The 24,346-nt window shown below is 38.7% G+C and carries 24 protein-coding genes and 1 riboswitch; of the genes, 23 read left to right on the top strand and 1 reads right to left on the bottom strand.

Translation table 11 applies throughout. The annotated features are described in order from the left end of the window. Nucleotides 1-85 precede the first annotated feature (85 nt). The 8 genes from ispE (at nt 86) to thiT (ending at nt 8,264) form a co-directional block, all read left to right on the top strand. A complete protein-coding gene (gene ispE / locus IGJ23_RS12620) occupies nt 86-934 on the top strand; it encodes a 4-(cytidine 5'-diphospho)-2-C-methyl-D-erythritol kinase (protein WP_014834412.1) in 849 nt (282 codons plus the stop codon). Nucleotides 935-1,258: 324 nt separating this feature from the next. Next, nucleotides 1,259-2,209, top strand: coding sequence for a metal ABC transporter substrate-binding protein (locus IGJ23_RS12615; RefSeq protein WP_010720614.1), 951 nt, complete (start codon nt 1,259-1,261; stop codon nt 2,207-2,209). 17 nt (nt 2,210-2,226) lie between these two features. Then, nucleotides 2,227-2,907 carry a metal ABC transporter ATP-binding protein gene (locus IGJ23_RS12610; protein WP_010737272.1) on the top strand — a complete coding sequence of 227 codons (681 nt, stop codon included), beginning with the start codon at nt 2,227-2,229 and terminating at the stop codon, nt 2,905-2,907. After that, on the top strand, nt 2,880-3,704 hold the full coding sequence (locus tag IGJ23_RS12605) for a metal ABC transporter permease (RefSeq protein ID WP_010720612.1): 825 nt from the start codon (nt 2,880-2,882) through the stop codon (nt 3,702-3,704). The genes IGJ23_RS12610 and IGJ23_RS12605 overlap by 28 nt, the downstream gene beginning before the upstream one ends. Nucleotides 3,705-3,869: 165 nt before the next feature. Continuing rightward, nucleotides 3,870-4,688 carry a pur operon repressor gene (gene purR / locus IGJ23_RS12600; protein ID WP_010720611.1) on the top strand — a complete coding sequence of 273 codons (819 nt, stop codon included), beginning with the start codon at nt 3,870-3,872 and terminating at the stop codon, nt 4,686-4,688. A gap of 376 nt (nt 4,689-5,064) precedes the next feature. Beyond that, complete coding sequence (gene glmU / locus IGJ23_RS12595) at nt 5,065-6,438, top strand: bifunctional UDP-N-acetylglucosamine diphosphorylase/glucosamine-1-phosphate N-acetyltransferase GlmU (protein WP_010737273.1); 1,374 nt, start codon at nt 5,065-5,067, stop codon at nt 6,436-6,438. Between the two features lie 93 nt (nt 6,439-6,531). Beyond that, nucleotides 6,532-7,500, top strand: coding sequence for a ribose-phosphate diphosphokinase (locus tag IGJ23_RS12590; protein ID WP_010737274.1), 969 nt, complete (start codon nt 6,532-6,534; stop codon nt 7,498-7,500). 17 nt (nt 7,501-7,517) lie between these two features. Then, nucleotides 7,518-7,619, top strand: a riboswitch (TPP riboswitch). 84 nt (nt 7,620-7,703) lie between these two features. Beyond that, nucleotides 7,704-8,264, top strand: a complete 561-nt coding sequence (thiT, locus tag IGJ23_RS12585; RefSeq protein WP_438775047.1) for an energy-coupled thiamine transporter ThiT — start codon at nt 7,704-7,706, stop codon at nt 8,262-8,264. A 76-nt stretch (nt 8,265-8,340) separates the two neighbouring features. On the opposite strand, the gene IGJ23_RS12580 is transcribed toward thiT, so the two are convergent. Continuing rightward, on the bottom strand, nt 8,341-9,117 hold the full coding sequence (locus IGJ23_RS12580) for a hypothetical protein (RefSeq protein WP_010720607.1): 777 nt from the start codon (nt 9,115-9,117) through the stop codon (nt 8,341-8,343). A gap of 261 nt (nt 9,118-9,378) precedes the next feature. Between IGJ23_RS12580 and IGJ23_RS12575 the strand changes: the two genes are divergently transcribed. The 15 genes from IGJ23_RS12575 to IGJ23_RS12505 all read left to right on the top strand — a co-directional run bounded on the left by IGJ23_RS12575 (nt 9,379) and on the right by IGJ23_RS12505 (nt 24,280). Further along, nucleotides 9,379-11,094, top strand: a complete 1,716-nt coding sequence (locus IGJ23_RS12575) for a patatin-like phospholipase family protein (protein ID WP_034700036.1) — start codon at nt 9,379-9,381, stop codon at nt 11,092-11,094. Continuing rightward, nucleotides 11,064-11,282 carry a YdbC family protein gene (locus tag IGJ23_RS12570; RefSeq protein ID WP_010720605.1) on the top strand — a complete coding sequence of 73 codons (219 nt, stop codon included), beginning with the start codon at nt 11,064-11,066 and terminating at the stop codon, nt 11,280-11,282. Before IGJ23_RS12575 ends, IGJ23_RS12570 begins: the two co-directional genes overlap by 31 nt. A gap of 18 nt (nt 11,283-11,300) precedes the next feature. Beyond that, nucleotides 11,301-12,191: a YicC/YloC family endoribonuclease gene (locus IGJ23_RS12565; protein ID WP_438775046.1), complete on the top strand. Its 891-nt coding sequence runs from the start codon at nt 11,301-11,303 to the stop codon at nt 12,189-12,191. Between the two features lie 16 nt (nt 12,192-12,207). Then, entirely contained in the window at nt 12,208-12,492 is a 285-nt protein-coding gene (locus IGJ23_RS12560; protein ID WP_010720603.1) for a hypothetical protein, read from the top strand. A gap of 303 nt (nt 12,493-12,795) precedes the next feature. Further along, entirely contained in the window at nt 12,796-13,410 is a 615-nt protein-coding gene (gmk, locus tag IGJ23_RS12555; RefSeq protein ID WP_010720602.1) for a guanylate kinase, read from the top strand. Between the two features lie 4 nt (nt 13,411-13,414). Next, nucleotides 13,415-13,720: a DNA-directed RNA polymerase subunit omega gene (gene rpoZ, locus IGJ23_RS12550; RefSeq protein ID WP_010720601.1), complete on the top strand. Its 306-nt coding sequence runs from the start codon at nt 13,415-13,417 to the stop codon at nt 13,718-13,720. 244 nt (nt 13,721-13,964) lie between these two features. Continuing rightward, complete coding sequence (gene priA / locus IGJ23_RS12545) at nt 13,965-16,373, top strand: primosomal protein N' (protein ID WP_438775045.1); 2,409 nt, start codon at nt 13,965-13,967, stop codon at nt 16,371-16,373. 13 nt (nt 16,374-16,386) lie between these two features. Then, nucleotides 16,387-16,878 carry a peptide deformylase gene (gene def / locus IGJ23_RS12540; protein ID WP_010720599.1) on the top strand — a complete coding sequence of 164 codons (492 nt, stop codon included), beginning with the start codon at nt 16,387-16,389 and terminating at the stop codon, nt 16,876-16,878. Then, a complete protein-coding gene (gene fmt / locus IGJ23_RS12535) occupies nt 16,871-17,812 on the top strand; it encodes a methionyl-tRNA formyltransferase (RefSeq protein ID WP_010737278.1) in 942 nt (313 codons plus the stop codon). Before def ends, fmt begins: the two co-directional genes overlap by 8 nt. Further along, nucleotides 17,812-19,170 carry a 16S rRNA (cytosine(967)-C(5))-methyltransferase RsmB gene (rsmB, locus tag IGJ23_RS12530; RefSeq protein WP_010720597.1) on the top strand — a complete coding sequence of 453 codons (1,359 nt, stop codon included), beginning with the start codon at nt 17,812-17,814 and terminating at the stop codon, nt 19,168-19,170. The genes fmt and rsmB overlap by 1 nt, the downstream gene beginning before the upstream one ends. A 12-nt stretch (nt 19,171-19,182) precedes the next feature. After that, nucleotides 19,183-19,923, top strand: coding sequence for a Stp1/IreP family PP2C-type Ser/Thr phosphatase (locus tag IGJ23_RS12525; RefSeq protein WP_010720596.1), 741 nt, complete (start codon nt 19,183-19,185; stop codon nt 19,921-19,923). After that, nucleotides 19,920-21,953 carry a Stk1 family PASTA domain-containing Ser/Thr kinase gene (gene pknB, locus IGJ23_RS12520; protein WP_010737281.1) on the top strand — a complete coding sequence of 678 codons (2,034 nt, stop codon included), beginning with the start codon at nt 19,920-19,922 and terminating at the stop codon, nt 21,951-21,953. The genes IGJ23_RS12525 and pknB overlap by 4 nt, the downstream gene beginning before the upstream one ends. Before the next feature lie 128 nt (nt 21,954-22,081). Then, entirely contained in the window at nt 22,082-22,981 is a 900-nt protein-coding gene (rsgA, locus tag IGJ23_RS12515; protein WP_010737282.1) for a ribosome small subunit-dependent GTPase A, read from the top strand. Nucleotides 22,982-22,993: 12 nt separating this feature from the next. Continuing rightward, nucleotides 22,994-23,644, top strand: coding sequence for a ribulose-phosphate 3-epimerase (gene rpe, locus IGJ23_RS12510; protein WP_010720593.1), 651 nt, complete (start codon nt 22,994-22,996; stop codon nt 23,642-23,644). Further along, entirely contained in the window at nt 23,645-24,280 is a 636-nt protein-coding gene (locus tag IGJ23_RS12505) for a thiamine diphosphokinase (protein ID WP_010720592.1), read from the top strand. Nucleotides 24,281-24,346 lie beyond the last annotated feature (66 nt).

Here is a 24,346-nt window from a genome sequence, read left to right as displayed (position 1 = left end):
TAAACACGTCACTCGTATGAGCTATACTTTTATTTTTCTCTGTGATAGAATACTTGCGACTTAGACTTTTTGAATGGGTGAGAGGATGGAACTGATAGAAAAAGCACCAGCTAAGATCAATTTGGGATTAGATGTCTTGTACAAGCGTCCCGATGAGTATCACGAGCTGGAAATGGTAATGTCGAGTGTAGATTTAGCAGATCACTTATTCTTTGAAGAGATACCTGAGGATCGAATCATCGTAGAAACGAATAAGGCATTTTTGCCAGTAGATCAACGAAATAACGTTTATCAAGCAGCAACATTGCTTAAGAATAAGTATCATATCAAAAAAGGCGTAAAAATATTTGTGAAAAAAAATATTCCAGTTGCAGCTGGACTGGGTGGGGGCAGCACAGATTGTGCAGCTGCACTGAGAGGGATCAATCAACTATGGAATCTCGGTTGTTCTCTGGAAGAATTAGCTGAGATTGGTTTGGAAGTTGGTACGGATGTGCCTTATTGTGTTTATGGTAATACTGCGTTTGTTGGCGGCAAAGGAGAAGTGGTCCAAGTTCTCCCTTCAATGCCTCAGTGTTGGGTAATCTTGGTGAAACCTAAAATGAGTGTTTCGACTAGGACCGTCTTCAAAGAAGTAGATGCGCAAAAAATCCAGCATCAGAACATTCCTAGACTAGTGGAGGCAATCCAGCAACAAGATTACCATACGATGATTCAATACATGGGAAATAGTTTAGAAGATGTTACCGGCAAACGTCATCCAATTATCCATCAAATCAAAGAACGCATGTTAAAGTATGGGGCAGATGCCGCTTTGATGAGCGGAAGCGGACCGACAGTCTTTGCCTTATGTCAACATTATTCAAGAGCACAAAGAGTCTATAACGGGCTGAAAGGTTTCTGTGATGAAGTATATTTAGTACGCACGTTGTAAAATAGGCCAGAACTAGTTGTTGCTAAGAGATGAAGAATAAAAAATCTCAAAACAGAAGAAGCTGTTTTGAGATTTTTTTGAGTTGGTTGCAGCTTAGCTACTCTAAACGTTATTTATTCTATTTAGAAATTGGAAAAAATGGACTAGAAAGCTTGTTTTGCTCTCAGTAACATGAACAAACTATCATTCATTTTACGGTTTACATTGAATTTATTCGTATAAATCAGAAATTGAAGGATTTCTATTGACTCTATTTTTTTATTCTGATACATTAAGTTCCGTTGATAAATCGTAATTTTACGATTTGTTCGAAAGGAGAGTCTTATGAAAAAATATATGATTGGTTTAACACTAGCTGTAGGGATGTTTTTATTAGCGGCTTGTGGTGGTACGAACCAAAAGGATTCAAAGAAAAATGAGTTAACGATTGTTACGACCTTTTATCCGATGTATGAATTTACGAAAGAAGTAGTTGGAAATGAAGGAAACGTCAAGTTGTTGATCCCGTCTGGGACTGAACCACATGATTTTGAACCTAGTGCAAAACAACAAGCAGAAATCGCTGATGCGGATGTGTTTGTTTATAATAGTCCAGATATGGAATTTTTTGTTGACTCATTGAAAGATTCTGTCGATACGAATAAAACATTGATGATTGAAGCAGCTAAAGGAATTGATCGTCTGAAATCAGCAGAAGAAGACCATGACCATGATCATGAACATGAAGAAGCTTCTTCTGAAAGTCATTCGCATGAGTATGATCCACATATTTGGTTAGATCCTGTGTTAGCAATCAAAGAGGTCAAAACAATTGCTTCAGAGCTTGGGAAAAAGTATCCTGATAAAAAGGCAACTTTTGATAAAAATGCGGATGCTTATATCAAAAAATTAGAAAACCTGAACCAAAAATATACGGATGCACTCAAAGATGCCAAAAACCGCACGTTTGTGACGCAACATGCCGCATTTGCGTATTTAGCGAATCAGTATGATTTACACCAACAAGCGATTGCAGGGGTAACGCCTGATCAAGAACCCACACCAAGCCGCTTAGCTGAACTAAAAGATTTTGTGAACAAAAATAAGATCAAAGTGATTTACTTTGAAGAAAATGCATCATCCAAAGTGGCGGAAACATTGTCGAAAGAAACGGGTGTTAAATTAGAAGTATTGAATCCATTAGAGAGTTTGACAAGTGAACAAATCAAAGCCGGCGAAAATTATATTTCGGTAATGGAAGAGAACTTAAAAGCATTAAAAGAAAGTATTAATTAAGAACGGAGGCATTTCGCGTGCATTATATCGAAATATCCGATTTGACTTTTTATTATGATGAAGAACCTGTATTAGAAGATGTGTCTTATCACGTTGATGCAGGAGAGTTCGTTATTCTAACAGGAGAAAACGGTGCAGCAAAATCAACATTGATCAAAGCTTCCTTAGGCTTGTTAAAACCTTCTAAGGGAACAGTGAAAATCGCCCCAAAAAATCAAGAAGGACAAAAATTAAGTATTGGTTACATTCCCCAACAAGTGGCATCTTTTAATGCTGGCTTTCCAAGTACAGTCTTAGAATTGGTTCGTTCCGGTCGCTATCCGAGAGGACGTTGGTTCAAACGGCTTTCTGAAAAAGATCATCAGCATGTTAAACGAGCTTTAGAATCTGTTGGAATGTGGGAGATGCGTCATCGACGGATCGGAGAATTATCCGGTGGACAGAAACAACGGATTAGCTTAGCCCGTATTTTTGCGACTGACCCAGATTTATTTATATTGGATGAACCGACAACGGGGATGGATGAAGAATCTCGTAATGAATTTTATCGACTATTGCGTCATAGTGCCCATGAACATGGCAAGGCAATTTTGATGATTACTCATGATCATGAGGATATCAAGCAATACGCAGATCGACAAATTCGTTTGGTAAGAAAGGAGGATTCTCCATGGCGTTGCTTTCATATGAATTCATGAGACGAGCTTTTTTAGCAGCCATTTTTATTGCGGGGATTGCTCCAATGTTAGGTGTCTTTTTAGTGATCCGAAGACAATCATTGATGGCAGATACACTGTCACACGTTTCACTGGCAGGGGTGGCATTGGGTTTCTTTTTGAATATCAATCCAACGTTGACTACGATGTTCGTAGTAATATTAGCTGCGGTGATTTTAGAATATTTACGTACGATTTATCGTACTTACTCAGAAATTTCAATTGCGATCTTAATGGCTGGCGGACTGGCGCTGGCATTAGTTTTGATGAATCTTAGTGGTGGAAACTCAGCCACAAGTATCCAATCGTACCTCTTTGGCTCGATTGTGACGATTACTTGGGATCAAGTTATCTTTTTGGGTGTATTATTTGTTATTATTGGTTTCTTATTCTTTTTGTTCAAGCGACCAATGTACGTGCTGACTTTTGATGAAGATACCGCCCATGTGGATGGTCTGCCTGTTCACCGTATGTCAATGCTGTTCAACGTGATCACGGGTGTTGCGATTGCTGTCATGATCCCAATTGCCGGGGCATTATTGATTTCAGCAATTATGGTCCTGCCTGCAGCGATCGGTATGCGCTTAGGCAAAAGTTTCAATGTGGTGATTGCCATTAGTATCGGTGTTGGCTTTATCGGCATGTTATCGGGACTAACAAGTTCCTTTTATCTAGATACGCCACCGGGTGCGACGATCACACTAGTCTTTATCGTGTTGTTTCTTGTGGTCAATTTGTTCAAGCGGGTGCTTGTTTCCATTAAGCGAAAAAATAAATAAAAAATCAAAAAGAAAAGCGATGAAAACGAAAAATTTTCATTGCTTTTTCTTATATTTAGATAAATACCGAACTATTTAACTTATTTTCTTACAAAATGCTCGAATTTTTAAATGAAAACTTATATAATGTAAAACGATATAATTTCTTAAAAGGAGCTGAAATATGTGAAAGTACGTCGCAGTGAACGTCTTGTTGATATGACTCAGTATTTATTAGATCATCCTCACGAATTAATTTCATTGACAAGTTTTGCCGAACGTTATGAATCTGCTAAATCTTCGATCAGTGAAGACTTGGCAATTATCAAAAAAACATTTAAGGAACGAGGGTATGGTACCCTAGAAACAATTCCAGGTGCCGCTGGTGGGGTTTTATTTATACCAGAGATTTCTTACGAAGAAGCCAAAAAATACATTGAGTCGTTAGCTGAACGATTGTCTGAACAAGATCGTTTGTTGCCTGGAGGTTATGTTTATCTATCCGATTTACTAGGTGAGCCCGAATTATTGCGCCAAGTTGGAAAAATCATTGCTTCTAAGTATTTAGGTGAAAAAATCGATGCAGTGATGACAGTTGCTACGAAAGGCGTGCCGATCGCGCAAGCTGTGTCCTATTATTTAAATGCACCGTTTGTTATCGTACGCCGTGATTCAAAGATCACAGAAGGATCGACAGTTAGTGTGAATTATGTTTCTGGTTCTTCTGAACGAATCGAAAAGATGGAATTGTCAAAAAGAAGTCTTAAACGGGGTTCTCGTGTCCTAGTCGTTGATGATTTTATGAAAGGCGGCGGCACAGTCAATGGAATGAAGAGCTTGATCGAAGAGTTTGAATCTGAACTTGTAGGAATCACCGTTTTTGCAGAATCCAAATTTAATGGTCATCGTGCAATTGACGATTATACTTCATTGCTATACGTAAAAGATGTCGACACGAAGACCAAAAATATTACAGTTGTACCAGGAAATTATTTCAAAGATTAGAGATTGAAAATTTACCTGTTTGCCGATCAATAATAGCTGGAAGAGATTGTGACAGAAGTGTCCAGCTCTGAGAAATAAGCCGGAGAATCCGAAAATAGTTTCACCTATTTTGGGAATTCTTTGGCTTATTTTCGATAGAAACACTACAGCAACCAGCAACAACAAATCAGATATCCAGCTGTTATCTGTCAGATGAGAGAAATTCGTTCTCCTTTTTCATATAACCCTATTTTTCTCTCACTATTGTTGATTGACTAATTGATTTTTTAACCCCAAAGATAAAAATGGTCTAGTTACAAATATAGTCTGCTTGGTTGAAAAATTGAGTAGAGTGGGCTAAACTTAAAACCATCAAATACAATTAGGAGTGACGCAGTTGGACGCACGTTATGCAATCATTTTGGCAGCGGGAAAAGGAACTCGCATGAAGTCAAAATTATATAAAGTTTTACATCCAGTTTCAGGACAGCCGATGGTGGAACATATTATCAATCGAGTAAGTGAAACCAACCCAGATCAAATCATCACGATCGTCGGGCATGGCGCTGAGCAAGTAAAGGCACAGTTGGGTGAACGTAGTGAATACGCTCTGCAAGCAGAACAACTTGGTACAGGTCATGCAGTATTACAAGCCGCATCTTTTTTACAAGGGAAAGAAGGCACGACACTGGTGATCAGTGGCGACACACCACTTTTAACCACTGAAACATTGAATAATTTATTTGAGTATCACCAAGGAAAAAATGCGAGTGCCACGATTCTAACCGCACAAGCCGAAGATCCAACTGGATATGGCCGTATCATTCGTGACCATATTGGGATCGTTGAAAAAATCGTTGAGCAAAAAGATACTACACCAGAAGAAGCATTGGTCCAAGAAATCAATACAGGAACTTATTGTTTTGACAATCAAGCTCTGTTTGAAGCATTGAACAAAGTAGGAACAGACAATGCGCAAGGGGAGTACTACTTGACCGATATCATTGAAATCCTCAAAGATGCTGGAAAAACAGTAGCAGCTTATCAGACAGAAGACTTTGACGAATCAATGGGAGTCAATGATCGTATTGCATTAGCTAAAGCTAATGAATTGATGCGCCAAAGAATCAACAAAATGCATATGGTCAATGGTGTAAGTTTTGTTGATCCAGCAACGACTTATATTGATGCCGGGGTAGAGATTGGTTCTGATACAGTGATCGAAGCAGGCGTCCAACTTCAAGGTAAAACCGTCATTGGATCAGATTGCGTGATCGGTGCCCATTCTCGAATCGTAGATAGTGTGATTGAAGATCATGTGGTAGTTGAACATTCTGTGATCGAAAAAAGTCTTGTGAAAAGTCATGCGGACGTGGGACCATTTGCTCATTTACGACCAAAAGCAGAAATTGGTGAAGGTGTCCATATTGGTAATTTTGTGGAAGTCAAAAATGCTGAAATTGGTAAAAATACCAAAGTTGGTCATTTGACTTATGTCGGTGATGCCACATTAGGTGAAGAAATCAATGTTGGTTGTGGCGTGGTCTTTGTGAATTACGATGGGAAAAACAAGCACCGCACAACAATTGGGGATCATAGTTTTATCGGTTCTAATGCAAATATCATTGCCCCAGTGGAAATTGCTAAAAATACATCAGTAGCTGCAGGGTCAACAATCACAGAAGATATCCCTGAATATGCTATGGCAATTGCCCGTGCAAGACAGGTCAATAAAGAAGAGTATGCTAAAAAACTCCCTTATTTAAACTAAGACTTTTGTAAAACCCCTTGATTTATTCAGAAAATATGACTAGTATTTAATAGGTAGAATTCTAGAGTTGTGAAAAAGAAAGTGGAGGTCCCCATGTCAAAACATTACTTTGACCCAAGATTAAAAATTTTTGCGTTAAATTCAAATCGCCCGTTAGCAGAAAAAATTGCTGCAGCTGTCGGTGTCGAATTGGGTAAATCATCGGTTACTCAATTTAGTGATGGAGAAATCCAAGTGAATATTGAAGAAAGTATTCGCGGATCACATGTTTATGTTATTCAGTCAACGAGTAGTCCTGTAAATGATAATTTAATGGAATTGCTGATCATGATTGATGCCTTGAAACGTGCCAGTGCAAAAACGATTAACGTAGTAATGCCTTACTATGGATATGCACGTCAAGATCGTAAAGCTCGTGCCAGAGAACCAATCACTGCAAAACTTGTGGCGAACATGATTCAAAAAGCTGGAGCAACTAGAATGTTGACGCTTGATTTACATGCTGTCCAAATCCAAGGATTCTTTGATATTCCTGTTGATCACTTGATGGGTGCACCATTGATTGCAAATTATTTCTTAGAAAAAGGGATTAAAGGGGACGATGTAGTAGTTGTATCACCTGACCATGGTGGTGTAACTCGTGCGCGTAAATTGGCTGAATTTTTAAAAGCACCAATTGCGATCATTGATAAACGCCGTCCAAAAGCAAACGTAGCAGAAGTAATGAATATTATTGGGCAAGTAGAAGGAAAAACTTGTGTATTGATTGATGATATGATCGATACAGCAGGGACGATTACCTTAGCGGCTAATGCACTAAAAGAAGCAGGCGCAGTAAGTGTCTACGCATCATGTACACATCCAGTATTATCTGGACCAGCTTTACAGCGTATTGAAGATTCTGCGATTGAACGCTTAGTTGTAACAGATTCGATCTATCTGCCAGATGACCGTAAGATCGAAAAAATCGATGAAGTAAGTGTCGGTGGTTTGATGGGTGATGCAATTAAACGTATCCACGAAAACAAACCTGTTAGTCCATTGTTTGAAACAAAAAAATAAGAATTAAAAAATTGAATAGTATCACAAAGGGGAGCCTTATGAGGCTGAGATTGAAGTTTTTCTAAACCCTTCGTACCTGTATCGGTTATGCGAGCGTAGGAATTGTGACGATCAATTGACGTTAGTCATGTAACGTTAGTTGTAGAAGTATGTTGTATTTACTTCCTCCTTTGTGATTTCAAATGAACGGAGGAAGTTTTTTTATGGAGAAAAAATATAAAGTATGGATTGAGGGGACACTTGTAGCTGCACTAGCGATGGTGTTATCCTTTATTCCTCTTCAAATAGGTAGTAGCTTTGAGATTTCATTAGGACAGATTCCACTGACATTGTTTGCGTTAAGAAGAGGCTGGAAGGCAGGGATTTTATCAGGATTTATTTGGGGGATTTTACATTTTCCAACAGGACAAGTGTATTATCTCAGTGTCATTCAAGTATTGATCGAGTATCCGATTGCTTTTACCTTTGCAGGATTTGCAGGAGTGTTCGCTAAAATGCTGCAAAACAGTCTAACGATGGGCAATAAAAAAGGGATGACAACCACTATTATATTAGGAACTTTAGTTGGTGTTGGTGCTAGATATTTCTGGCATTTTGTCGCAGGCGTCGTTTTTTGGGGAAGTTATGCTTTGTGGGGAATGAATCCATGGCTCTTTTCTTTAGTCATGAATGGTGCAAGTGCCTTGGCTACAGGAATTGTTACAATGGTTGTTTTGCTTGGGATCGGGCGGACAGTTCCAGCTTTGTTCATTGGGAAAAAATAAACGAAAAGAGCCTCAGTCACTATAAAAGTGTCTAGGCTCTTTTTGTATAAGTATAAAATGATGGAACATCCAAGCATCAGCTTAAAGGAGTATAGTTGAGTTCCGCAGCTTCTCCTACAAGCTCCCAGCGTTTTTCTTCTGCATGATAAACTAAGGTGCCAATTGCTTCTTCATCAAGGTATCTTGTTCCTTTTAGCTTCCAAATATAATCTTCAATGACGTAGATCGGGATATGATAATCGTTATCGATCAATCCACCTTGTTCAAAAGAAAAAATGATTCCTTCTTGCATCAAATTACGCATATTCTTCAGTAATTCCACACTAATTTTTTCGACCGGAATATCTCGTTTGAAAAACGATTTTTTCTCATTGATTTTTTTTGACAAGATGATACTTAGTTTATTGGCAAAAATCCGATAAAATTCATCTAAATAGCGGTAATAGATTCGTTCTAATTGATCGTTAAGATCGAAGTAGACGAAATTATTTTGTAATTTATAAAAAAATGGTGAGTGAAGATGGGTCTTCATGTGTCCAAAATATAACAATTCTGAAATTTCTAATGGCGTTAATTCTTTCAGCATCGTTAAGTCGTTAAAATCGATCCATTTTAAATCACTCGAATGATTACGATTACGTGCAGAAGAGAAAAAGCGTTGGATATTTTCTGTTCCACGAATCACTTTCAACCCAGTATGGGATTCGTATTCACCAGCATTTTCTGAAGGATCTAATAACAATAAATTTTGTGGGAAATGCACGATGTTGTTTGAAAAATCACTAATAGTCAGCCCCTTAGTCACAACCGCATTGCTAGTAGTATCAATATGTACATAAACTGACTCAGACATCATGCTCCTCCTCTCACTCATTATCACTTTCATTTTACAACATTTATTAAAAAAAAGCTTGTTTCTTTTATTTTAAAATTCCATTACAAAATCACTTTTTTTGTGATAAACATGGACATTTTCATTGTTTTTGTATAAATGGATGGAATGGATTTTGTTATAGCTTTTACAAGAACAATGTATTCATTTTAGTATTTCTCAAAAAAATAGTATACTTTAAAAGAATATATTTGTCTTGTTATAATAAAAAAGGAGAAGATTATGCTGATTCAACAAGTGTACGGTTCAGAAAAAACAGTCCTCTACTCTACACTTCAACGAGCCAAACAATTGCTACCCTTTTATGCTACCCATCAGGAAAGCCGTGATGCCTTTTGGTTGGCAACAAAGAAAAGGCAAGCTTGGCGGATGATCGGTAACAAACATACCCTTTATTTTATTGCCGAACGAACCAGTGAACAATGGCTGATTAAAAATGTGCTAGTGGTTGGTGACATGCCTGGTTGGACGCTTTTTTTTAAAGAGATAGAGTGGTGTTCCCGTTTTTATTTCAAAAAATATTGTTCTTTTCAATGGATTGAACCACTGTCGACATATTGGCAGACACTCCTATCTCATCATGGTTATACGCAAGACAATCAGTTGGCTCAGACAATTTGGCAAAAAAAACTGACCTATCATATTGGTTTAGTATTAGGTGGCGGTGGCGCTCATGGTGCCTATCAAATCGGTGTTTGGCAAACGTTAAAAGAACATCAGATTCATTTTGAAGTAATTACGGGAACTTCAGTTGGTGCGTTAAACGGTGTATTGATCTTGCAAGATGATTTATCGCAAGCTCTTTCTTTATGGCAATCCCTCGCAACGAATCAAGTATTACAGCTACCAGAAACTGCATTATCAGAAGATCTACGGAAAAGGTTTATCCAAGAAACACGGCAAATGACGAGAGCAGCAATTATCAAGGGGGGAGCCTCAATCACCCCTTTGGAAAAGTTACTCAAAAGTAAATTAGATGCTGAGAAGATTTTAAAAATGAAAAGTCCTCGTTTATTTACCGTTTCGACTCGACTTCCTGATTTTAAAGAAGTGGTGACACCGATCCAGCAATTGGCAAGCAATGAAATTGCTGATTGGATCCTAGCTTCGGCCTCGTTTTATCCCGCTATGAGTTATCGAAACATTGCTGGACAAAAATATATTGATGGTGGTTATCGAAATAATTTGCCTGTGGATGTAGCAATTAAAGAAGGGGCAACGGAGTGCTTAATAGTAGATGTGGACGGTCCCGGAGTGACTAAGAAGATTACGATACCAGAAGAGACTGTTCCATGGCTCTGCCGCTCTAATTGGTCATTGGGAACCTTCTTGATTTTTGATCGGCAGAGAAACCAATTCAACCTCCAATTAGGCTATCTGGAAATGAAAAAAAAGTTAGGTGATTTTGAGGGGAATTGGTATACGTTCTATTCAACGAAACTTGCAGAACAATATTGGCGTAAATTTTTAAGCTATCTAGTGAATGATCTTCAGCTAGAAACAACTTTTGTTCAACAACCAAAATTTTGGCAAACTCTGCGTAATATATATAAAGACAGGGTAGTAATTGAAACATGCGGGGTGGCGATGCTTGAACTATTAGCCAAAAAAAAGCTCGTTTTACCGAATAAAGTTTATGATGTAGATGAATTGATCGAACAAATCATTCAAAAAGAATCAAGTTCATTTTTCGATCAAATGATTCGAGAGGTCGGACAATTAAATAGTAATGAGTGGCGCAGAGTCCAAAAATACCAAAAAAAGCAAAAGAGTGAACAGGAACAAATCAATGAAATTGCTCATTTAGTTAAACAAAAAAAGAACGAGCAACTTCAATCTAAGCTTCATACGCAGTTATTTGACACCCTATTGAATTTATATTTACTTTATCTAAAGGAGGAACAACCATGGCACAAGAATTTTCCTACGAAATCATAGAAGAGATCGCTGTTTTATCCGAAAACAATAAAGGATGGCGAAAAGAGCTGAACCTAGTCAGCTGGAATGGCCGCCCACCTAAATTCGATCTTCGTGACTGGGCGCCCGAACATGAGAAAATGGGTAAAGGGCTTACTCTAACCAATGAAGAATTTGAGGCATTACAAAAAGCTATCGAAAATATGTAACAGAAAGGACCCTGTTGAATGAAAAGTATGACTGGTTTTGGTAAAGCCACCCGTGAAACTGCAGAGTATCAAATAGAAGTTGAGATCAAAAGTGTCAATCAACGCTTTTTAGATATGCAAATACGTAGTCCTAAATTGTTAAATTATCTCGAAAATGATATTCGCCAATTGATGAAACAACATTTAAGTCGAGGTCGAGTCGAAGTTTTTATCAATCTGACGTATTTTGGACAAAATCAAAAACAAGTTTTTGTTGATTGGAATTTGATTGACGAGCTGATGACGAACTTAACTGAAGGAATAACCCAACGTTATGGAGAGAAACAGCAATTACAGATTGGACGTCTATTAGAAACTTTGACAACGAATGAATCTTTTGTCGTGATTGAAGAAAAAAATGAAAACAATATGGATGAACTGACAGCTTTGGTTTTAGAAACGGTCCATGAAGCACTAGCTGAAATTGAAAAAAGTCGCCAAAAAGAAGGGACAGCCTTAGAGGCGATCATTCAGAAAAACAGTGATGAACTGAAACAAGTATTAAATGACTTACAACAATTTGTTGAGTTATACGAACAAGAGTATCAGGAAAAATATCAAAAGAAACTAGAAGATTACTTGGGAGCAACGGTCGATCAACAAAGATTGCTGACTGAACTCGCTATTTTATTAGAGCGAGGAGATATTCATGAAGAATTGGATCGCTTAGTGATCCATATCGGCAAATTGGATGAATTACTTCAAGTAAAACAGCCAGTTGGCAGAGAACTTGACTTTTTGATCCAAGAAATGAATCGAGAAATCAATACGATTGGTTCAAAATCAAGTGCGATTGAAATCAAAAACCAAGTGATCCAGTTAAAAACGATTTTAGAAAAAATCCGAGAACAGATCCAAAATATTGAATAGCAAGGAGACGAAAAAAATGAACTATTATGATATCACGTTTCATGAATTAAGTGGGAAAACGGTCATCAAAAGAAATGTTCCTTCTGAAAAAGCAGGATTTGAAGCTTGGCAGGATGCCTGTGCGCAAGTGACGGAAAAAGAAATCCAATTGTTAGTTAACGATGGGACTTACGTGACGATGAATCGTCAATTTATTGTGAGAATCGATGCAGAAGAAGTGAAAGACCCAACTGAAAAAGCACTCTCTCGAAAAGATGAGATCATGGGTGTTGTCAATACCTTGTCAAACATGGGTTTTTAAAAACGACGGTAATCGGCATGTTAGTGAGAAGAGCTGCAACCATATGTTGCGCTTCTCACTATTTTTTTGAAAAAGAATGCTGCTCAGTTAGAACCTGTAAGGTGAGAGGGACCTTTTTTTGAACTTTTGAATAAAGGATGAACTTGATAGTTAATCACTATCATCAAAAGCCCGAGTGAAAAGCAAAGGTTTTGTCAGTCAAAGGCGCTTTTTTTTGCTATAATCAAAGATGCCCTTGAAAGTTGTCGAAAAAAAGTGCAAAATAAACGTTAGTATAAAAAGACTAGTTGAAAGGACGTCGTCATGTCAGAGCGTGGATTATTAATCGTGTTGTCTGGACCATCAGGTGTAGGAAAAGGCACAGTGCGAAAAGCAATTTTTGAGAGTGAGGATAATGATTTCCAATATTCGATTTCAATGACTACTCGTAAGATGCGTGAAGGAGAAGTCGAAGGAGTCGATTACTACTTTAGAAGCAAAGAAGAATTCGAAGCAATGATCGAAGCCGGAGAAATGCTGGAATATGCTGAATATGTAGGGAATTATTATGGAACACCTTTGTCTTATGTCAATAAAACATTGGACGAAGGAAAAGATGTATTTTTAGAAATCGAAGTCCAAGGTGCTCAACAAGTCAAAGAAAAAGTACCAGATGGCGTATTTATCTTCCTAACTCCTCCCGATTTAGCCGAATTAAAATCAAGAATCGTTGGCCGTGGGACAGATGCAGATGAAGTAATCGAAGAACGAATGAAAGTTGCCAAAGAAGAAATTGAAATGATGGCACTATATGATTATGCCGTAGTCAATGACCAGGTACCCCTGGCGGTAGAACGAATCAAAAATATCATTGCCAGTGAACACTTTCGTGTCGACCGTGTGATCGGCAAATATATCAAAATGTTAAAGGAGATGTAGTCTTATGATGTTAAAACCTTCAATCGACTCATTGTTAGATCGCGTAAATTCAAAATATTCTCTAGTTATCTTAGCAAGCAAACGTGCACACGAGCTAGATGCAAAAGCACAACCTACGATGGATTCATTTGAATCAGTAAAAAGTGTTGGACAGGCATTAGAAGAAATCGAAGCAGGAAATGTGATCAATGATCCTCATCCTGAATTAAAACGGGAACGCTTGAGAATGGAAGATGAAGAGCGTAAAGCCAAAAAAGATCGTGAACAACAAGAGTTAGAGTCACGTATCCGTGAAGAGCAAAACCAATAAAAAGTGCTAGATTCTTTGGATAAGCCGAAATTTCCGAAATTTGTATTCTCAAATTTTTGTGGAATTTCGGCTTCTTTTTAGGATCACGTTTAGCATATAAGAATGACTTTTCTGCGGAATGCTGCTGCGCCGTTAATTTTTTGTAAGGATTCATCAGAAAATAAGACAAACCAAGCAATCTCTAGTAAAATAGGCAAGAACGATTTTGTCTATTTGATAGAGTAACTAAAGGAGGAAGGAAACCATGCCAATCACAGCTGATGTTATCGTCGATGTACCCACTATGCAAACCGATCAGCCTTTCACCTATCTGGTTCCTTCTGAAGTAGAAACGGCGATTCAAGTCGGGATGCGAGTAGAAGTTCCTTTTGGTAACGGCAACCGTCATGTTCAAGGGTTCGTTGTAGGTTTGCGAGTACAAGATAGCATCGAACAAAAAAATTTAAAAGCGATTGTCCAAGTATTAGATTTAGCACCTGTGGTTAATCAAGAACTACTTCAATTGGCTGATTATATGAAGGCGATCACTTATGCGTTTAAGATCACTTGCTTACAAACGATGCTTCCTGCTGTCATGAAAGCATCCTATGACAAACAAATCTATCCTGTAAGTGAAGCGGCGGACGTCCAAGCATTCTTTAAAGGACGAACAGAAATCTCCTGGAAAGAAGCGCAAGAAGAGGGCATTTTATCCCAATTGATCCGTTGGCGTCAGGACAAGTTAGTAGATATCAGATATGAAGTACACACTAAGAACAAAGTCAAAACGATTCGTTTGATCCGCTCAAATTTGAATAGTGTCCAGCTTGAGGAAGAGTGGGGAAAGTTAAGAGCGAATGCGAAGAAACAAAAAGAACTTCTGCTTTGCTTATCTGAGCAAAAAAAGGCTGAACCAATTAGCTATTACAAAGAAAAAGGTATCAGCACGGCAACTTTGAATCAAGGAAAAGACAAAGGCTGGTTAACTTTTGAAGAAGTAGAAAGTTATCGTGATCCTTATAAAAATCGCACGTTTGAACAAACACAAGCATTCCAGCTAAATAAAGAACAACAACATGCAGTAGAACGTATCGTTGAAGCAGGGCAACAAGAGAAGAGTCACACTTTTTTATTAGAAGGAATTACTGGAAGTGGAAAAACAGAAGTTTATCTACAGGCCATTGCTGAGGTATTAGCTCAAAATAAAACAGCGATTATGCTTGTTCCGGAAATTGCTTTGACACCACAAATGGTAGAGCGTTTTAAAGGGCGTTTTGGAGAGGCGGTAGCTGTCTTACATAGCGGGCTATCTCAGGGAGAAAAATACGATGAGTGGCGTAAAATCGAAAGAAATGAAGCCCAGGTTGTTGTTGGCGCCCGCTCGGCAATTTTTGCCCCTTTAGAAAATATCGGATTGATCATCATTGATGAAGAACATGAATCAAGCTATAAACAAGATGAAACGCCACGTTATCATGCTAGAGATCTAGCGATTTGGCGTGGAAATTATCATCATTGTCCAGTAGTACTAGGAAGTGCGACACCATCACTTGAATCACGTGCTCGAGCACAAAAAGGGCTGTATGAATTACTCCATTTGAGTCAAAGAGCCAACTTGTCTGCTCAACTTCCAACAATTGAAGTTGTTGACATGCGACAAGAATTGCAACAACATAATACGTCCACATTTTCCAAACAGTTACAAGCAAAAATCCAAGACCGTTTGGCGAAAAAAGAACAGATTGTGCTGTTACTAAATCGGCGAGGATATTCTTCCTTTGTGATGTGTCGGGATTGTGGTTTTGTTTTACCTTGTCCTAATTGTGATATTTCTCTGACCCTTCATATGGACACCCACTCCATGCGTTGTCATTACTGTGGACATGAAGAACCAATCCCACACCGTTGTCCTAACTGTGGAGGGAATAAAATTCGTTACTATGGAACAGGGACCCAAAAAGTCGAAGAAGAATTAAAGACCCTTTTCCCAGAAGCTGGTGTTTTACGTATGGATGTTGATACGACCAGAAAGAAAGGTGCGCATGAACGTATCTTGCAACAATTCGGTCAAAAAAAGGCGAATATCTTACTGGGGACGCAAATGATTGCCAAAGGGTTGGATTTTCCTGATGTGACGTTGGTCGGCGTTTTGAATGCTGATACTTCCCTTAACTTGCCTGATTTTCGTTCAAGCGAGCATACGTTCCAATTGCTTACGCAAGTTTCGGGAAGGGCAGGCCGAGCCGAAAAAGCAGGCGAAGTGATTATCCAAACCTTTAATCCGCAACATTATGCAATTGAATTAGCAAAAGAACAAAATTATGAGCGATTCTATCAACAAGAAATGGCCGTCCGACATCGTAGTGGATACCCACCTTATTATTTTACTGTCAAAATCACGACCAGCCATGAGGAAGAACAAGTTGCTGCTAAGAAGATTTTTGAGGTTGCGAATCAGTTACGTCAAGTGTTAGGAAATCAAAGCTTGTTATTAGGACCGACCCCTAGTACAGTGAATCGGGTAAAAAATCGGTACTATTACCAGTTGATCATTAAATATAAACATGAGCCTAATTTAGCGAATATCTTAAAAAATATTTTAGACCAGAGCCAAAAAGAACAACGACAAGGATTATTTGTCGCGATTGATAATGAACCATTACACTTTATTTAAGAAGGGAATTTACATGCGCTATCCTATATTGATCCACCCCAATGATAAATTGAAACGTGTCGCACAACCAATCGATGTGATCACAGATGAAACAATTACTTTACTAGATAACCTATATGAAACGATGGTTGCTAACGACGGTATTGGCATTGCCGCTCCACAAGTTGGTCAAAACAAGCGAGTTGCAATCGTAGAAGTAGATGAAGGTGAAAAGTTTGAATTAATCAATCCAGAAATTATTGATGCAAAGGGAGAAAGCATTGATGTAGAAGGTTGCTTAAGCATCCCTCATGTTTATGGGACCGTCAAACGGTTTGACGAAGTAACGGTTCGCTATTATGATCGTGAAGGCGAAGAAATCGAAGTAGTAGCCTTTGGTTACTTAGCTCGTGCCTTTCAGCATGAGATCGACCATTTAGACGGTATATTATTCGTTGAAAAAATGATTGAGCAAATTCCAGAAGCCGAATTAGAAGAGTATATGGAGGAACATCTTGATGACTAAATTAGTATTTATGGGAACGCCAGCTTTTTCAGTACCGATCCTTGAAGGCTTATTAGAAGAAGGGTATGAAGTAGTCGCAGTCGTGACACAACCTGATCGCCCTGTGGGACGTAAAAAAATCATCACTCCTACCCCAGTAAAAGAAGCAGCCGTGAAACACGGTTTATTGGTTTTACAACCTGAAAAAATCTCTGGTTCAGAAGAAATGGAAAAAATCATTGCCCTACAACCAGATGTGATTATCACAGCTGCATTTGGTCAATTTTTACCAGAAAAATTATTACAGGCACCTGTTCACGGAGCTATAAATGTACATGCATCTTTATTGCCAAAATATCGAGGAGGGGCGCCAGTTCATTACTCGATTATCAACGGGGAAAAAGAAACCGGTGTAACGATCATGGAAATGATCAAAAAGATGGATGCAGGGGGCATTTATGCTCAAGAAAGTTTACCAATCACTAAACAAGACGATGTGGGAACCATGTTTGAAAAGTTAAGTGCATTAGGGAAACAACTATTACTTAAAACATTACCTGATATTTTGAATGGAAATTTGAGTCCACGTCCACAAGATGAATCAAAGGTAACTTTTTCGCCAAATATCACACGGGAGCAAGAAGCAATTGATTGGAACAAGACAGCAGAAGAGATCGACAACCAAGTCCGTGGGATGCGACCATGGCCGATTGCATTTACGACATACGAACAAACTCGTTGGAAACTTTTAAATGTAGAAGCGTTAGCTGAGAAAACTACGGCGGAGCCAGGGACCATCATCAAAAAAGATAAGAAAAATCTGTGGATTGCTTGTGGTAAACAAACGGTGTTGGCAATCAAAGAATTACAGCCAGCAGGTAAAGGAAAACAAGCGATCAATGAGTTTTTGAATGGTAGTGGACAACAGGTAATGATTGGGCAGCAGGTGAAATAATGGCAAAAATACCAAAAAAAATGAAAAAATCTGTTCGTTATATGGCACTGATCACCCTTGAAAGAGTAAACAAGGGCGGTGCTTATTCTAATTTATTATTGAACGAAATGATCAATCAAGGGGATTTAAATCAAAAAGATGTTGGCTTGTTTACTGAATTGGTCTATGGAACGATCAGTCGTCAACTTTTACTGGAATTTTATGTCGCTCCATTGATAGCAAAAGCAAAAAAAGTGGATGATTGGGTTAAAACATTACTTTATTTGTCAGTTTATCAGTTGGAATTTCTAGATAAAGTTCCAGCTCATGCGATTTTAAATGAAGCGGTCGAAATTGCTAAGATCAAGGGAAATCCTGGTACTGGGAAATTTGTAAATGGTGTTTTAAGAAATTATCAACGACAAGGTAAACCGGATGTTGAACAAATCAGTGACCCGATTGAACGCTTATCCGTAAAAATCAGTTTACCGATCTGGTTAACCAAGCGATTGACTGATCAAATCGGTTATGAAGAAACGGAAAAATTAGGACTTTCCCTCTACCAGCCAAGTCACGTCAGTGGTCGAGTAGATATCAGAAAATATCCTAGAGAACAAGCAATCGAGACACTCCAAGCAGAAGAAATTTCAGCGACAGCAAGTAAACTTAGTCCTTATGGGGTAATTGCTGAAAAAGGACATTTAGCATCTAGTTCCTTATTCCATGACGGGGTCATGACGATCCAAGATGAAAGTTCGATGCTGGTCGCACCCGCTATGCAAATCGAGCCAGAACATCATGTTTTAGATGCTTGTGCGGCACCAGGAGGAAAAACAACGCATATTGCCACGTTTTTAGATCCAACATGTGGTGGTGAAGTTACAGCACTGGATGTTCATGAACATAAAGTAAAACTCATCGAAGAAAATGCGGAACGCTTAGGTGTTTTTACAACTGTTTATGCACAAAAAATGGATGCACGTGAAGTGAAAGAGGAATTTTCAGCTGAAACATTTGATCGTATCTTAGTTGATGCCCCATGCTCTGGATTAGGACTATTGAGAAGAAAACCGGATATTCGTTATAAAAAAAATGCCAGCGAGTTAGCTAATTTACCAGCGATCCAATTGGCGATTTTGGAAAGTTGTGCATCTGTGTTAAAATCTTCTGGAATATTAACTTATAGTACTTGTACGATTCTTAAAGAGGAAAACCAAGAAGTCATTGAAACATTTTTACAGCGACATACTGATTTTGAAAGGATTGATGTTTTAGTTGATCCTGTGCTACAATCATCAATCGAAGATAAAATGTTGACTTTATACCCACATCAGTTCTATACAGATGGGTTTTTCATTTGTTGTTTGCGTAAAAAGTAATGAGGTGAAAGAATGCAGATTGAATATCAATCAGATGTAGGAAGACGACGTAATACAAATCAAGACTATGCGAGTGTTTTTACGAATCAAGCTGGAATTAAACTAGCAGTATTGGCAGATGGAATGGGCGGTCATCGTGCAGGTGATATCGCGAGCCAGATGGCAGTGACAAACTTAGGAACTGCTTGGGAAAATCTAAGTTTAAGTGATGACGAAAAAGTAGCGCAATGGTTCATCCAAACGATCCAAGAAGAAAATACTCGTATTTATCAACGTGGCCAAGAGCAACCAGAATACAATGGGATGGGAACGACGATCGTAGCAGCAGCTTTATCAGAAGATCAGTTTACTATTGCTCATGTGGGGGATAGCCGTGCCTACTTGATCCGTGAAGATAAAATCATTCAACTGACAGAAGATCATTCTTTAGTGAATGAACTAGTAAAATCTGGAGAAATCAGTGAAGAAATGGCAGCGAACCACCCACGAAAAAATATTTTAACTCGTTCTGTAGGAATGCCAGGATCTGTAGAAGTCGATGTATCGACTTATATTTGGCAATTAAAAGATCGTTTGTTGTTGTGTTCGGATGGGTTAACGAACATGTTATCTGAAGAAACGATTGGAACGATTATCAATCAAGAAGGGGCTTTGTTCGACAAGGTAACAGAATTAATCGAACGTGCAAATGAAGCAGGCGGAGCAGATAATATTACCGTTCTTCTGATCGAATACAAGGAGGACGTAGCATGATTGAGTTAGGCAAAAAGTTGAATGGGCGTTATCAAATCACTGGAAATATTGGTAGTGGGGGCATGGCAAATGTTTTTCTAGCCCATGACCTTATTTTAGATCGTGATGTCGCAGTCAAAGTGTTACGATTCGATTTCCAAAATGATCAAACGGCAATTAGACGATTCCAACGAGAAGCACTAGCTGCGACTGAACTAGTTCATCCTAATATTGTTAGTGTGTATGATGTTGGAGAAGAAGACAACATGCAGTATCTCGTGATGGAATATGTAAAAGGAATGGACCTGAAACGCTATATTCAAACCCATTATCCTGTTCCTTATGATACAGCAGTCAATATTATGCAACAAATTTTATCAGCTATTTCTTTAGCACATACGCACCAAATCATTCATCGTGATTTGAAACCACAAAATGTCTTGATCGATAATGAGGGCGTGGTCAAAATCACTGATTTTGGTATAGCAATCGCATTATCTGAAACATCGATCACACAAACGAATACGATGTTAGGCTCTGTCCATTACTTATCTCCTGAACAAGCTAGAGGAAGTATGGCTACGAAACAATCAGATATCTATGCCTTAGGGATCATTCTTTACGAATTATTAACTGGCAGTGTTCCTTTTGATGGTGAGTCTGCAGTGACGATTGCCTTGAAGCATTTCCAAGATGAGTTACCTTCAATCAAGGATCTAGACCCAACAACGCCGCAAGCTTTAGAAAATGTGGTATTGAAAGCTACTGCAAAAGAACCGGCAGATCGATATAAAACAGCAGAAGAAATGTCAGAAGACTTAGCAACAGCGCTGTCTCCTGCTCGGGCAAATGAAGCCAAATGGGTGCCACAAGCAATGACCAAAGAAACTCAAGTGATCACACCATTAGAAGAAGATACACCAATGCCAGAGTCATTTAAATCCATGCCATTACCTAAAGAAAAATCAGAAGAAACTCCTGTGATGGCAGAAGAGACAGTTCCTGATCCAAAGAGTAAAAAGCATAAAAAATGGTGGATTATTTTATTGGTGATCTTAGCCTTATTAGGAATCGGAACAGCCGTCTTTTTTGCTTCTGGAGGTCGTGGAGAAGTCGAAATTCCTGACGTTTCGGGATTATCAGAAGCGTCTGCCAGAGATACTTTAGCAAAAGCTAAATTAGAAGCAGCAACAAAAACCGAAGAGATCCCTGATGAACAAATCGAAGAAGGAGACGTTGTCAAAACGGACCCAGCAGCGGGAACTACAGTGAAACAAAACCGTGAAGTTACCCTTTACGTCAGCACAGGTAAGAAAAAAATCAAGTTAGATGATTATACTGGGATGAATTTTGACGAAGTAAGTAGCCGATTGAAGAAGCTTGGTTTTCCAGCTGATAGTATCGAGAAAAAAGACGAGTTCAGTGATGAAGTAGAAAATGGACGAATCATTTCCCAGTCGGATGAAGAAGGAACGGAAGTCGATCCAACGACAGATAAGATCACATTTGTTGTGAGCCAAGGCGCGCAACCAACGATGGGGGATTATACTGGTCAAAATTATGACACCGTTCGTGGGATATTGAGCTCAAATGGTTATAAAAGGATCAGTGAGACTTATGATTACAGCGATACGGTTCCAGCTGGTTCAATCATTAGCCAATTACCTAGTTACGGTGAACCATTGACTGAAAATAGCTATATCAGTTTTGTCGTTAGTCAAGGACCAAATGCGAAAACATTAAATGATATTTCAGGCTATACGAAAAGCGATGCACAAAGTTATTTATCAAGTATTGGCGCAGAATACATCGGACATGAGTCTTATGAATATTCTGATACCGTAGAAAAAGATAAAGTGATCCGAACAGCTCCTGGCGTGGGGGCATCGATCACTCCAGGAACGATCGTCAATGTCATTTATTCAAAAGGACCAGAACCAACCAAAGAATCAAAAGAATCATCAAGTTCAACCAAAGAATCGTCAAGCAGCAAAGAAAGTTCAAGTACTACTACGTCTAAAGAAGAAAGCACGTCGTCTTCATCCAAATAGTAATAACAATAAAAAATAGCAGAGCGTTTCTAAACGTGCTCTGCTATTTTTTATTGAGTTTCGCTAAGTTTCTTGTCAGGAACGCCACATGATTTTTCTTTCCTGTGGTAAAATAAGGAAAACTGGAGGTGGCATACATCAAAGGACAAATCAGAAAAGCAATTAGTGGGTTTTATTATGTACACGCAGACGGTGAGACCTATCAAACGAGAGGACGAGGAAACTTTCGTAATCGAAAAATCACTCCGTTAGTGGGTGATCAAGTACTATTTGAAAGCGAAAACAAGACGGACGGTTATTTGTTAGAAGTGATGCCTCGTAAAAATCAACTGGTGCGTCCACCGGTAGCAAATGTCGATTTAGGTGTCGTAGTTACAAGCTTGGTAGAACCAAATTTTTCTTATAATTTATTGGATCGCTTTCTAGTGACTTTAGAATATGAATCCATTGAACCTGTCATATTTTTGACAAAAACAGATCTCGCTTCGAACGAACAGCAAATCGATGAGATCAAGCAAACGTATGAAACGATCGGTTATCCAGTGATTGTTCCGAAATATCCTGGAGATACTGCAGAATTAATTCGTTACTTCCCAGAACGATTGACCGTTTTTATGGGCCAATCTGGTGCTGGAAAATCTACACTCTTAAACCAAATTTCGCCAGATCTAAACTTAGAAACGGGGGAAATCTCTGATTCTTTAGGACGTGGGAGACATACAACGAGACATGTGGAATTACTCCCATTGTATGATGGCTTAGTAGCAGATACACCAGGATTCAGCTCGATCGATTTTTTGACGATCGAAACGACTGAATTACCAAAACAATTTCCTGAATTTGTCAGTGCATCGAACCATTGCCGTTTTAGAGAATGCATGCATGCTAAAGAGCCTGGGTGCGAGGTGAAACGCCAGGTCGAAACAGGTGAGATTGCCCAAACACGTTATGAGAACTATTTGCAATTTTTACAGGAAGTCGAAAATCGAAAACCAATCTATTCTAAAAAAGAAGGTAAACGAAAATAGGAGGAAGCATTGATGAAAATAGCACCATCTATCTTAAGCGCAGATTTTTCTAATTTACAAAGAGACATCGAACTAGTAGAAAAAGGAGGGGCAGATTACATCCATGTAGATGTAATGGATGGACAATTTGTTCCAAATATTACATTTGGTCCCAATATCGTACAAGCTATTCGACCAATTACTAAGTTACCACTAGACGTGCATTTGATGATTGTTGACCCGGAAAAATATATTCCGGCGTTTGCGAAGGCTGGAGCAGATATCATCACGGTGCATGTGGAAGCCACTCCACACATTCATCGGGCATTGCAAATGATGAAAGATCTAGGCGTGAAATCAGGAGTCGTGATTAATCCAGGCACACCTATAACGATGATCAAACATGTTTTACCAATAGCAGATCAGGTCTTAGTGATGACTGTTAACCCAGGATTTGGCGGACAAAGTTTCATTGAAGAAACGGTAGAGAAAATTGCTGAATTATCAGAATTACGCGAGCAAAATAATTGGCATTATTCCATTGAAGTAGATGGCGGTATCGTTCCTGAAACCGCACAAATTTGTCAAAAAGCTGGAGCAGATGTTTTCGTTGCCGGTTCTTATATCTATAACTCAGAAGATCCAGTGGGTCAAATCAACCAGTTAAAAGAGGCATTGAAATAAATGCAGGTTTTATTAGTGGCAGGAGGTTCTCCTGAAAATTGGCCAGAACTACAAAACAGTTATGACTGTTATGTAGGCATTGATCGTGGTGCATGGTATCTTCTTCAAAACAATTTCCCCTTGGATTTAGCAATCGGTGACTTTGATTCGTTATCGGTAGATGAAAAAAAACAAGTTGAACAAGCAACGAATGAACTGATCCAAGCACCAGCAGAAAAAGATGATACAGATACGCAGTTGGGGTTGTGTCAAGCCATTGAACGATATCCAGAAGCAACAATCACGATCATTGGCGCAACTGGTGGTCGATTGGATCACCTGCTTGCTAACCTTTGGCTACCGTTAGAACCAAGATTTAAACCACATGCTCAAAAGATCATTATTTGGGATCGTCAAAATCATGTCACCTACTATTTACCTGGCAAACATGTGATTACCAAGATGGATAAAATGCGTTATTTGGCCTATTGTTGTTTGACGCCTGTAACAGAGCTGTCCATCCAAAAGAGCAAGTATGAACTGGAAACAACTGATGTGAGCCAAGCAACTTCTTATGCAAGCAATGAATTTGTTTCAGATACGGCTGATTTTTCCTTTTCAACTGGGATGGTCGCAGTGATTCAAAGTAAAGATTAAGTTTGCTCTAACCGAGTAAATACAACAGAAATAGTTAAAAATGACAAGTCAATTATTTACTAAAAA

It is taken from the genome of Enterococcus sp. DIV1682a (genome assembly GCF_051711005.1).
Lineage (GTDB): Bacteria > Bacillota > Bacilli > Lactobacillales > Enterococcaceae > Enterococcus_B > Enterococcus_B hirae.
The sequence above is the reverse complement of the archived record's forward strand: the minus strand, read 5'-3'. Positions and strand labels throughout refer to the sequence as shown.